Genomic DNA, 12,063 nt, shown 5'->3' with positions numbered 1-12,063 from the left:
GGGCTCAGATCGCTACTGTCTGGCAGCGACAACGCGGCGCCCGGCCACCCGGCCGGCGCCGCTTTTCCGTGTCCGGCCATGCACCGCTCGGGGTGATGGCGCACGTATCATGCGGTCATGTTGACCGACCCCTTACTGCCGCTCTGGCTCAAGCTGGCCTACAGTGCCTTCATGCTGGTGCTGGTCCCGGTGTACTGGCGCGCCTACGGCTGGACCAACTTCCTCTATTTCTGTGACGTTGCCCTGATACTCACCTGGGTGGGACTGTGGACCGAGCACCCACTGCCAATTTCCATCGCCGCGGTCGGCATCCTCGTCGCCCAGGCCTTCTGGCTGCTGGACTTCAGTGCCCACCTGCTGGGCCGCCGTCTCACCGGCATGACCGACTACATGTTCGACAGCCGCCAATCACGCTTCCTGCGCGGCCTGTCCCTGTTTCACGGCTGGCTGCCCCTGCTGCTGCTGGCACTGGTGCTGCGGATGGGCTACGACCCCCGCGCACTGCCTCTGTGGATTGCCATCGCCACCGTGTTGCTGCTGGTGAGTTACCGCTGGCTCCCGGGACCGCCGCCACGTGATGATCGCCGCCCCGTCAACATCAACTACGTGCATGGACTCTCCGACGAAGCGCCCCAGACCTGGATGCATCCGCACCTATGGTTGGCGGTGACGCTGATCGGCTTTCCAGTGGTGCTGTACCTGCCAGCGCACGTTCTGTTGCTGGGGCTGGCCGGCCCCTGAAGGCACGATTCGCGATCGGCCCGCCCTACCTATCGTCCGACCAGCCCCCGCGCAATCACTTCCTTCATGATCTCGTTGGTGCCGCCATAGATGCGTTGCACCCGGGCATCGACCCAGTCGCGGGAGATCGGGTATTCGCTCATGTAACCGTAGCCGCCGAACAGTTGCAGGCAGGCATCCATGACCCGGTTCTCCATTTCACTGGTGGCCAGTTTGATCATGGCGGCCGCTTCAACGTTGAGCTTGCCCTCGGTGTACAGACGGCAGCACTTCTCGTAGTACGCACGGGTGACTTCGATGTCGGTCTTCACCTTGGCCAGTTCAAAACGGGTGTTCTGGAAACGGGCGATGGGCTGGCCGAAGGCCTTGCGCTGGGTGACGTAGTCGATGGTGCGCTGCAGGGCGCCCTCGGCGTGGCCGACCGCCGCCACCGCCAGCATCAGACGTTCACGCGGCAGCTCGTCGATGAGGTGACCGAAGCCGCCGCCGATGCGGCCGAGCACCGCGTCCGCCTTCAGGGGGACATCGTCAAAGAACAGCTCCGAGGTGTCGGCGGCATGCATGCCGATCTTGTCCAGCTTGCGCCCACGGCGGAAGCCCGGGAGGTCAGTGTCGACCAGGAACAGGGTCATGCCCTTGCCGCCGGCCTTGGGGTCGGTCTTGGTGGCGACGATCACCACATCGGCATGCTGTCCGTTGGTGATGAAGGTCTTGGCGCCATTGAGGCGGTAACCGCCCTCGCCGTCCGACAAGGCGTGGGTGCGAATCGCCTGCAGGTCGGAACCGGTGCCGGGTTCGGTCATCGCCAGAGCGCCGAAGCAGTCACCGCTGATCATGCGCGGCAGATAGCGCTGCTGCTGTGCCTCTGTCCCCAAATGGGCGATGTAGGGGGCGACGATGTCGGAGTGCATCATCAGGTTGGTGACCAGGGCCATGTAGCCCAGACGCGCGGCCTCTTCGGCCACCGCAAACGAGAACGCGATGGGCGCCTCGGCACCGCCAAAAGCCGCGGGCGCGTCGGCACACAACAACCCGGCTGTGCCCATGCGGCGATAGAGTTCGCGCGGCACCAGGGCCTCGCGTTCCCAGTCGTTGTAGTGCGGGGTCACTTCGTCGGCGAGAAAGCGGCGAACGGTGGCGCGCCAGTCGGCGAGCTCGGAATCGGTCACGTCAAACATGGGGGCAGGCTCAATGAGGTTCGGTGACGGCAGTCTGGCAGCCCGGTCGCCCGGCGACCTCGTCCAACCGCAGGGTGACGTCGGTGGTCTATGCTCTGGGCACAACACACAACAGGGAGAGTACCCGATGTCATCCACGCCTCTGGCCGAGACCGGACAGGCCCTGAACGTCCGGGGGTTCGCATGAGCCAGGCTGAACACAATGCCGGCTGGCAAGACCTGACATCGGTGCTGCGCGACACCCCGCCGGAGGCACTGTACGACCTCGACGGCGATCAACTGCGGCAACTTGCCGCCCTCATCAAGACGGCCCGTCAGCAGCAGCAGACCCAGCTCAAACAGGCATTGGAACGCGCCCTGCGCCATGTGCCGGGATTGGCCCGGGGTACGGTGCGGCGCATGCTGTTTCCCGAGGGGCTGTCATGAGCCGGCTGGCGCATCAGGCGGAGACACTGAAGCTGGCCCGACTGCTGGATGTCGATCCAGCCCAACTGTCGATGCTCGCCAAGACCACACCCGAGGCCATCCGTGCACTGCGCGAGCAGGCCACCCACGCCGCCTTTGCCGACGACGAGGCCTTCTTCAAGCGGGTGGTGGCAGCCTCCCGACTGCTGCCGGTGCCGGTGCTGGCGTTGGTGGCGGAACATGCGCTGGGGCCGCTGCTGGCGGCCCGCGTCGCGGGGCAGATGGACGTCAAACGCGGCGTCGGCATTGCCCAGCGGCTGCCGGCCGAGTTCCTCACCGAGGTCTGCCTGCATCTGGACCCGCAACGCTCGCGGGCGCTGATCCGGGCGATCGATGTCGATCTCATTGTCGAGGTCGCCATCCATCTGGCCGAGCGCGACGAACACGTCACCATGGGGCGCTTCGTCGACATCATCACCGACGAGGCGATCGCTGCGGTGGTGGCATCGCTGGAAGACGACGCCGATCTGCTGCACACCGCCTTTCTCGCCGAGAACAAAGCGCGGCTCGACGCCATCGTCGAGCACCTGCCGGAAGACCGCATCCTGTCGGTGATCCGCACTGCGGCGTCCGCTGATGACCTGTGGCCGGAAACCCTCGGGCTGATGCAGCACCTCAGCCCGGAGGTTCGGGGCCGCCTGGCCGACCTCGCGGCCAGCCAGGACGCCACCATCCTTACCAGCATGGTGAGCTCGGTGCAGGCGCACGATCTCTGGGGGGATGTGCTGCCGCTGCTGGCCGACATGAATGAAACTTCGCGAGCGCGTTTCGCCAATCTGCCTGCGGTGCAGACGCCGGAGATGCTGTCCGACGTGTTGCGGGCCGCAAGCCGCGATGAGGTGTGGGGCGACCTGCTGCCGCTGGTCCGGCTGATGGAAGAAGACGGGCGCGCCCGTTGCGCCGCGGTGGCCTCACGGCTGGACGGCGAACAGCTGCTGCAGGTGGCCCACGCGGCGGCCGATCACCAATGCTGGCCGGAACTGATCGACCTGATCCAGCGAATGCCGAGCGACATTCGCATCGACATGATCGCCCTGCTCGGCCTGGCGCCGCCAGCGGTGATCGAGTCGCTGGTGCCGGCACTGGAGGCCGCCGATGCCTGGACCTTGCTGACGCCGGCCTGGGGACGCATGAGCCAGGGCGCGCGAACGCGGCTGCAGTCGGCGGCCGACGCACAGGGCCTCGGCGAACGCATCAGCGCACTGGTGGCGCCCCCCGCGGGGCGCTGATCAGCGCCCCCAGGCTTCCGTGGCCTCCCACATGCGCAGATAACTCTCGACCGAGGAGAACAGCGACCGCAGCGCCGTGTTGATCTCCGCCGGCGTGCGGTCGTCGGTGAAACGCTGCATGTCGGCGATCTGGTCGGGGTAGAGCCCGTAGTGAGCGACGCCGCGGCCATCGTAGAGGTTGAAGGCATGATCGCCGGTCACCTGCTGGTCGAAGGTCACCCGACCGTCCACCGAGGTGAAGGGATACAGCGGCGTTTCGGCATCGCCACTGTTGCCGGGCAACGAGGCGATGCCGTTGACATCCGAGGCCATGCCGGTGGTCACCAGCCCGCCCACCTGATGCGCAGCGGGCCGCGCTTCGGCTTTCAACAGCTTGTCGACCCAGTTGGCACGGGCGCTGGCGAAGCGGCTGATGGTGCCGCCCTGGGCCACCACGCGATCGAGCAGCGCCTCCGAATACAGCCAGTCATGGCTGCTGGTGATACCGGGATAGCCATTGCTGGCGGCCGTTTCGAGAATCCGGTCGATCACGGCGCGAGCGCTGTGGTCCACTTCGATGATCATGTTGCGGCGCATCAGCTCCTGCACCAGGAACTGGCCGAGTTCGGTGATCCCCTTCAGATTGCACAGTCCATGCTCGGAGGTCGGCACCAGTGGCGGCACCGGCAGCGCCTGGCTCAACTGACCATTGACGTACTCCAGCTGGCGGATCAGCTGATCGACGATCCCCAGCGGGTTGGCGGCATCCGGCGAACCGGCGGAATCGTCGGCGAAGCTTTCCGGGCATTGTTCATAGAGCAGCGGCGTGCCGGTCTCAGCCAGATTGCCGACGTAGAGCACGGTGCCGATCCCCAGGCCCTCATCCGGCACCACGCCACCGAACGCATTGTCGAACTTGTGGATGGGGAAAATATGACGCACCCCGAGGTCGTAGGCAGCATCCAGTCGCTCTACCAGCTCCTCGCGTGAACATTCGGCAACGCCGAGGAATTCGCCGCAATTGAAGAGCTTGGAGATCTCGATCCCGAGCACCACGGCCATCTTGCCGTCGGCGATCACCCGACGTGCCTCGGCAGGGCTTTCAACGATGCGGAACCAGCCTTCGCCCGGGCCACCGTGCTGGGCGTCGATGTAGTCCTGCATTTCGTTGATGCGTTGCGACTGCAACCGCCAATTCTCCTCGAAGTCGCAGGCATTCTGCTTCTGCGGGTTCAGCTGGCACAGCACCTCGTTGCCGGTGTAGTGGTTCACCAGCAGCCGCAGTCCGCCGAGGTAGGCACGCTCAATCCAGCGGTAATAGCTCTGGTGATGCTGCAGCGAGTTGTGGCGCGGCCAGTACGGAAAGCTCGGCCAGCCCTCGGTCTCATGCACCGGTGAGCCCCCGGTGGTCACCGTTTCAACCACGCCGAGCAGCCCCTGCGGACCATGGTTTTCAGCACAGTTGTGCAAGGCATGGTCGACACCGAACTTGTGGAACGGATCGCCATAGTTGACGCGACCACCGATGAACTCGTACGCAGTGATGTGCGAGTGGGCGTCGATGTAGCCGAACACGTCGTCGTCGTCGAGCTGGTCGGCGCCCGGGCCATCGCGGAACAACGGCACCTCGAGCAAGCGCGTTGCCGGGCCACGGGCATCCACCACCTCGGCATTGAGGCTGACTTCCGGGTACTCCACGCACCCCTCGGCGGGGATCAGTGCGAACGCGGTCTCGATGCCGGCGGTCACGGCATCGGTCAAACCGAGCATCCCCTGTGCCGCCGCCAACCGCTGGCCGGTGACCGCCGAGGTCAGCGAAAAGCGGCCGTCATCCGCCGGCAGCAGGTTCCATTCGGCAAGATCGTTGGCATCGTCGACCATGCCGAGCCGCGGTCGTACATTGATGTCGCCGAGTCCCCCGCCGATGCCGCCGACGCTGTCGCCGATATCACGGATCGGGCCGGGACCGGGCTCGACAAGATCCAGCAGGAACTCACTCATGTCGCCGACACCCGCCACCAGCAGGCCGACTTCGCCGACGAAATTGCCGAGTGTGTCGAGAAACTCGCCGGCCGGGTCGGTAATGCCCAGCACCGACTTCCGCCCGTACTCGCCCGCCGCACGCTGGTAGTCGGACATCAGCACGTACGCGCCCAGGCGCGTCGGCTTGAAGTAGAAGCCGACGGCGTCGCCCGTGGCATCACTGAGCGTGTAGCCGTCACCACCCGGTGTCAGTGCCACTACACCAGCATCCGACTTCAGGCTGTAGCAGCCATTGGCCGGGGCATAGATGCTGCGCGGCTGGACGCCCGCAGCGTCACCACCAAAGGACAGCGGTGACGAGGTGTCACAGGCGGCAAGCATCACCAGGGAGGCGGCCATCAGGGAACGAACGGCGAAGCGGGCTGCAGGCATAGATGACGGGTCGCGAGCGAGTCCGCGACGTCCACGGTCGAAATGAAGCGCGGACGATAGTGCGATTACGTTCCCGTGACATCGGTAAATCCGACCTACCCCGACCGATCGAAATGCGATGGCGGATGAACACGCGGTCGACTCAGGTGGTCGTCAGTCCGCGCACACCGAGCTCGCGCCCGATGCCCTCTCTGAACCGCTCGGCGCCGATACCCGAACCCTGTTGGCACAAAAAAAGGGCGGCCTTTGCAGGCCGCCCCGTGTACCGAGCGTGATCCCGGTTCAGTGCACCCGTTCGAGCACCGTCGCCACACCCTGCCCCATGCCGATGCACATGGTGGCGACGCCGAACTGGCCACCCTGCTCGTTGAGCACGTGCGCCAGCGCACCGGTGATACGGGCACCGGAGCAGCCGAGCGGATGGCCGAGGGCGATGGCGCCGCCCTTGAGGTTGATTCGGTCCATGCGCTCGGTCAGCTTGAGGTCCTTGATCACCGCCAGCGACTGCGCGGCAAAGGCTTCGTTGAGCTCGAAGTAGTCGATGTTGTCGATCGACAGACCGGCCCGCTTCAGCGCCTTCTGGGTGGCCGGCACCGGGCCGATCCCCATGATCGACGGATTGCACCCGGCGGCCGCCACCGAAACGATGCGCGCCATCGGCTTCAGGCCCAGCGCCTTGGCCTTGTCGGCACTCATCACCAGCACGCAGGAGGCGCCGTCGGAGATCGCCGAGCTGTTCCCCGCAGTCACCGACCCCTTCGGGTTGAATGCCGGGCGCAGACCGCCGAGGCCTTCAAGGCTGGCGTCAGCACGCGCCACTTCGTCCCAGTCCACCATCACCGGGGCGCCGTCAGCATCGTGGCCACCGAGCGGCAGGATCTCGTTCTTGGTGGCGCCACTCTGGTTGGCGGCAACGGCCTTCCGGTGGCTGGCCAGCGCGAACTCGTCCTGCTGCTGACGGTTGATGCCGTGGGTCTGGGTCAGCATCTCGGCGGTCAGGCCCATCATCGCGGCGGCCTTGGCGCTCACCAGGCTCATCGCCGGGTTGCCGTCGAAACCGTGGGTCATGGCGACATGGCCCATGTGCTCGACACCACCACAGATGTAGGTATCGCCAATGCCGGCCTGGATGCTGGCGAAGGCAATGTGAATGGCGCTCATCGAGGACCCGCAAAGACGGTTCACCGTCTGCCCCGGCACGGTCTGCGGCAAGCCGGCCAGCAGCGCCGCGTTGCGGGCGATGTTGAAGCCCTGCTCCAGGGTCTGCTGCACACAGCCCCAGACCACGTCCTCGACATCGGCGGGCTTGAGGGCTTCGTTGCGGGCCATGATGCCGCGGATCAGATGGGCGGACAGGTCTTCGGCGCGCACATTGCGGAAATTGCCGCCCTTGGAACGGCCCATCGGGGTGCGGACCGCATCAACGATTACGACTTCGGTCGTCATTTGTATCTCCGGGAATCGAGAATTGAGAATCGGGAATCGGGCGGGCATCGGCGGGAATCCGGAAGCGGCATGCTTGATGCCTCCACGATTCCCGATTGCCCATTCCCGATTCCCAGTTGTTTACTTGGTGTAGTAAGTCGTGCCGTCGGCGGCCATTTTCTTCATCGACTCGGTGGGCTCATAGAGCTTGCCGAGATGCGCGAACTTGGCGGCTTTTTCAAGCACGGTCTTCATGCCCAGGGTGTCGGCGTACTTGAGTGCGCCACCGCGGAACGGCGGGAAGCCGATGCCGAGGATCAGACCCATGTCGGCTTCCTGCGGCGAGCCGACAATACCCTCGTCAAGACAGCGCACGGTTTCGATGATCATCGGCAGCATCAGGCGGTCGATCACGTCCTCCTCGCTGATGTCCTGCTTGCCGTTGGGCTGCACTTTGCCGATCAGCTCATAGGTATCCGGCGCCACTTCCTTCTTCGGCTTGCCCTTGGGGTCGGTCGAATACTTGAAGAAGCCGATGCCGTTCTTCTGGCCATAGCGCTTGGCCTCGTACATCACATCCAGCGCGGTCTCGAAGGTCTTGCCCATGCGGTCCGGGTAGCCTTCGGCAAGCACGTCACCGACATGGTGAGAGGTGTCGATGCCGACCACGTCCTGCAGATAGGCCGGGCCCATCGGCCAGCCGAACTTTTCCATGATCTTGTCGACGGCGACGAAATCGGCACCGTCGCGGATCAGTGCCAGCCAGCCACCGAAGTACGGGAACAGGATGCGGTTGACCAGGAAGCCCGGGCAGTTCTTCACCACGATCGGTGTCTTGCCCATCTTGGTGGCCAGCGACACGGTGGCGGCGATGGCCTCCTTCGACGTCTTGTCGGCGTAGATCACCTCTACCAGCGGCATCCGGTGCACCGGGTTGAAGAAGTGCATGCCGAGGAAGTTTTCGGGGTGTTTCATCGCGGTGGACAGCTCCTGGATCGAAATCGAGGAGGTGTTGGAGGCGATGATGGTGCCGGGCTTGACCAGGCTTTCGGTCTCGGCCAGCACCGATTTCTTGATCTTGGGGTTCTCGACCACCGCTTCGATGACGATGTCGACGTTGCCAAAATCACCATAGTTCAGCGTCGGACGGATGGTCGACAGGATCGCGCCGGCCTTCTCGGGCGTCAGCTTCTTGCGTGCCACCTGCTTCGACAACAGCTTGTTGGCCTCGCCCATGCCCAGGTCCAGCGCCGCATCGGCGATGTCCTTCATGATGATCGGCGTGCCTTTGACCGCGCTCTGGTAGGCGATGCCACCGCCCATGATGCCGGCGCCCAGCACTGCCGCCTGCTTGATCTCGATGGCGCCCTTCATCTGCGCCTTGGCCGTCTTCTTGAGGAACTGGTCGTTGAGGAACAGCCCGATCAGGGCGTCGGCCACCGTGGTCTTGGCCAGCTTGGCAAAGGCCGCGGCCTCGATCTTCAGTGCATCGTCACGGCCCTTGCCGGCCGCTTTCTGGATCGCCTTGACGGCCGCAACCGGGGCCGGATAGTTCTTGCCGGCCTTGCCGGCGATAAAGGCTTCCGAGGTGGAAAACACCATCATCTGCTCGATCATGTCGAGCTTCAGCGGGCCAGTCTTCTGGGCGCGGCGCGCCTTCCAGTCGTACTGGCCTGCATTGGCCTGATTGACCAGGCTGACAGCGGCGTCAAACAGCTTCTCGGGCTTCACCACGGCATCGACGGCGCCGACCGCCAGCGCCGCTGCGGGCTTGTTCTGGCTGGCACCGGCGATCCATTCGATGGCGTTGTCGGCACCAATCAGCCGCGGCAGACGCACGGTGCCGCCAAAGCCGGGGATGATGCCCAGCTTGGTTTCCGGCAGACCGACCATGGCGGTTTCGCTCATCACCCGGTAATCAGTGGACAGCGCCATCTCGAAGCCGCCGCCAAGGGCAATGCCGTTGACCGCGCTCACGGTCGGGAACGGCAGATCCTCGATGGCATTGAAGATTTCGTTGGCCTTCAGCCCCCAGGCGGCAATCTCGTCCTCCGGGCGCTGGAAGTTGGCACCGAACTCCATGATGTCGGCGCCGACGATGAAGACGCTCTTGGCCGACGTCACCACCAGCCCCTTCAGGTTGCTGTCTGCGGCGAGGGCCGCCGCGACGTCACGTAGCTCGCCCAGCGTCTGCTGGTCGAACTTGTTGACGGACTCGTCCTTGCGGTCGAAGCACAGTTCGGCGATGCCGCCGTCGTGCTTCGTCACACGGATGGATTTTCCTTCGTACATGGAATCACCTCGGGATTGGGGATGTGGGAATAGCGAAATTCAGCGCCAGGATCTGACCGGGGTGCCGTCGAAGGCCCTCGGTCCACCGCGCCACCAGAAAGTGCATAGCCTGTCGATGATACCCGTGGCTGCCAGCCCCCGCCAAAAGCCCACTACCCGTATCCCTTTGACAGGGGGAAGGCAGCTTCCTATGCTCCTGCAATATTGACAGGGAGAAAGTCAAGGGGTTGCAGGCTAGGGGAACCCGCGCACGACCTTGGGACGACGGCTGCCATCGCCGTCGCCCGGCGCAGTGGTGTCTCCTCCCGTCTTCCGCCCCCGTCGTGAGCTGTCCGCTGCCGTTGCTGAATGATTTCTGCGTGAGCGCCACCTGATCAGGGAGACCCAACACCATGCCTGCCGCAAAAACCGCTTCAAAGAGCCGTAGCCCGCTGGCTGCCATCCGCAAGGCCGCGGAGTCCGTCGCCAAGCGCGCTCGCGGCATGTCCCCTGCCCCATCCGCAGCGAACAAGCCTGCGAGCAAGCCGAAATCGGCCAGCCCGGCCAAGGCCAGCAAGCCCGCAACCGCTCGCAAGGCTGCGGCCAAACCGGTGGCCGCAAAACCCAAGGCCGCCGCCAAAGTGAAGACCGCCGCCAAACCGGCCAAGAAGACCAAACCGGCAGCAAAGCCAAAGACGGCTGCTGCCAAGGCAAAGCCGAAGGCCGCCCCCAAGGCCAAGAAGGCGCCTGCCAAGGCCGCGCCGAAGGCTGCCAAGGCCAGGCCGACGGCCAAAACGCCCGCAGCGAAGCCGGCTGCATCCGCCAAATCGAAGGCGAAGCCCGCGCCGAAGGCACCGGCCAAGGCCGCGAAGCCCGCCGCAAAGCCGGCGGCCAAGGCCAACGCACCCGCCGCCAAACCTGCCGCCGCAGCCGCGAAGCCGGCTGCCGCCGCCAAGGCTGCCTCTCCCGCCAGCCGGGCCGCCACCCACGTGAAGGCGCGCGCCGAAGCGGCCCGAACCCAGGCGAAAACGACGCTGGCTCAGGCCCGCACCCAGGCCAAGGCCACAGCAGACCGCGCCCGCACCTCGGTGCAGAATCGGGTCGCCAGCGCCCAATCGACGGTCAAACGCGAGACCACTGCGGCGCAGACGCAGGCACGCCAGGTCGCGGCCGCCATGCGCACCCGAGCCCGCGAAACCGTCACCGCAGTGCAATCGCTGCGGCCCAATCTGGAATCGCGTGCCTTTCTCGCCACCAGTCGCGGCAAGCGCAAGCGGGCTGCCGAAGCCCCGCCCGCACCGCCACCGACAGACGGCAACACCTGAACCCCGACGTGCCACGCCGCTATCGAGCGGCATGGCACCCGGATCCCTGACCGTTTGCGCTGGCCGTGGCGGCCGGGGACAATCGCCGCCGCCATGACCCTGTCCCTTCAACAAAGTACTGACCTCTGCCAGCTCCTGGGCGATACCAGTCGGCTGCGGCTGCTGCTGTTGCTGGAGCAGTTCGAGCTCACCATGGCCGAACTCACGGACATCACCGGCCTTGCCCAGTCGCGCATCTCCACCCATCTGTCACGGCTGCGAAAGGCGGGGTTGGTGCAAGACCAGCGCACCGGCGGTGCCGCCATGTTCTGTGCCAGCCGGGCCGGCGAAGCATTACCGGTCTGGGAACTCCTGCGCGCCGATCTGGATGACGGTCAGACCCGGCTCGATCGCGAGCGCGCGGAAGAATGTATCCGGGCCCGAAAGCACGGCCAGACCTGGGCCGAGTCGGTGGCCGGCCGAATGGATCTGCACTATTCGCCAGGCCGCACCTGGGAGGCCACCGCTCGCGCCATGATCGGCCTGATCCGTCCCGGCCGGGTGCTGGACCTGGCCTCCGGCGACGGCGTGCTTGCTGAACTGTTGGCCGAGCAGGCCGACATGGTGACGTGTGTCGACATCAGCCCGACCGTCATCGCGGCCGGCGAGCGTCGCCTCAGCGGGTTTCCTCACGTGACGTTCCATCAGGGCGACATGCATGCGTTGCCCTTCGATGACGGCAGTTTCGACACCGTGTTTGCGCTCCACGCCCTGGCCTATACCGAGACCCCTGAGCGCGTCCTTGGCGAAGCGGCGCGTCTGTTGGCGCCGGGTGGCCGGCTGGTGGTGGCGGCGCTGAAGTCGCATCGCCATGAAGCAGCGATGGCGGCCTACGATCACCTCAACCTCGGTGTCGGCGTCGAAACCCTTCGCAAGCAACTGGGCGCAACCGGATTGAAAGTGGAAAGCTGCCGGGTCACCTCGCGCGAGACGCGCCCACCCTACTTCGAGGTCATCACGGCTCAGGCGATACAGGTGGCGCGGAAACGCTGACGC

General features: G+C 65.4%; 9 protein-coding genes. 5 read left to right on the top strand and 4 right to left on the bottom strand.

The window, feature by feature from the left end; genetic code table 11:
• Positions 1 to 117 precede the first annotated feature (117 nt).
• Complete coding sequence (locus JN531_RS13370) at positions 118 to 741, top strand: hypothetical protein (protein ID WP_228349357.1); 624 nt, start codon at positions 118 to 120, stop codon at positions 739 to 741.
• 29 nt (positions 742 to 770) lie between these two features.
• On the opposite strand, the gene JN531_RS13365 is transcribed toward JN531_RS13370, so the two are convergent.
• Positions 771 to 1,919 carry an acyl-CoA dehydrogenase family protein gene (locus tag JN531_RS13365; RefSeq protein WP_228349356.1) on the bottom strand — a complete coding sequence of 383 codons (1,149 nt, stop codon included), beginning with the start codon at positions 1,917 to 1,919 and terminating at the stop codon, positions 771 to 773.
• A gap of 183 nt (positions 1,920 to 2,102) precedes the next feature.
• Between JN531_RS13365 and JN531_RS13360 the strand changes: the two genes are divergently transcribed.
• Positions 2,103 to 2,345 (top strand): hypothetical protein, encoded by a 243-nt coding sequence (locus JN531_RS13360; protein ID WP_228349355.1) that lies wholly within the window; start codon positions 2,103 to 2,105, stop codon positions 2,343 to 2,345.
• Positions 2,342 to 3,613: a hypothetical protein gene (locus JN531_RS13355; RefSeq protein WP_228349354.1), complete on the top strand. Its 1,272-nt coding sequence runs from the start codon at positions 2,342 to 2,344 to the stop codon at positions 3,611 to 3,613. The genes JN531_RS13360 and JN531_RS13355 overlap by 4 nt, the downstream gene beginning before the upstream one ends.
• Here JN531_RS13355 and JN531_RS13350 read toward each other — a convergent pair whose 3' ends face one another.
• From JN531_RS13350 to fadB, 3 genes are all read right to left on the bottom strand, one after another.
• Positions 3,614 to 5,974 (bottom strand): amidohydrolase family protein, encoded by a 2,361-nt coding sequence (locus JN531_RS13350; protein WP_228349353.1) that lies wholly within the window; start codon positions 5,972 to 5,974, stop codon positions 3,614 to 3,616. It abuts the gene before it with no gap.
• A 315-nt stretch (positions 5,975 to 6,289) separates the two neighbouring features.
• Positions 6,290 to 7,453 carry an acetyl-CoA C-acyltransferase FadA gene (gene fadA, locus JN531_RS13345; RefSeq protein WP_228349352.1) on the bottom strand — a complete coding sequence of 388 codons (1,164 nt, stop codon included), beginning with the start codon at positions 7,451 to 7,453 and terminating at the stop codon, positions 6,290 to 6,292.
• A gap of 120 nt (positions 7,454 to 7,573) precedes the next feature.
• On the bottom strand, positions 7,574 to 9,724 hold the full coding sequence (gene fadB / locus JN531_RS13340) for a fatty acid oxidation complex subunit alpha FadB (RefSeq protein WP_228349351.1): 2,151 nt from the start codon (positions 9,722 to 9,724) through the stop codon (positions 7,574 to 7,576).
• 392 nt (positions 9,725 to 10,116) lie between these two features.
• Between fadB and JN531_RS13335 the strand changes: the two genes are divergently transcribed.
• Together JN531_RS13335 and JN531_RS13330 are read left to right on the top strand one after the other, a co-directional pair.
• Complete coding sequence (locus JN531_RS13335; RefSeq protein ID WP_228349350.1) at positions 10,117 to 11,028, top strand: hypothetical protein; 912 nt, start codon at positions 10,117 to 10,119, stop codon at positions 11,026 to 11,028.
• A 93-nt stretch (positions 11,029 to 11,121) separates the two neighbouring features.
• The gene (locus JN531_RS13330) at positions 11,122 to 12,060 is read left to right on the top strand and encodes an ArsR family transcriptional regulator (RefSeq protein ID WP_228349349.1); all 939 of its coding nucleotides are present in this window, start codon (positions 11,122 to 11,124) and stop codon (positions 12,058 to 12,060) included.
• Positions 12,061 to 12,063: the final 3 nt, after the last annotated feature.

It is taken from the genome of Flagellatimonas centrodinii (assembly GCF_016918765.2).
GTDB classification, from domain to species: Bacteria; Pseudomonadota; Gammaproteobacteria; order Nevskiales; family Nevskiaceae; genus Polycyclovorans; species Polycyclovorans centrodinii.
Note: the sequence above shows the minus strand (reverse complement) of the source record. Positions and strands in the feature narration are given on the sequence as shown.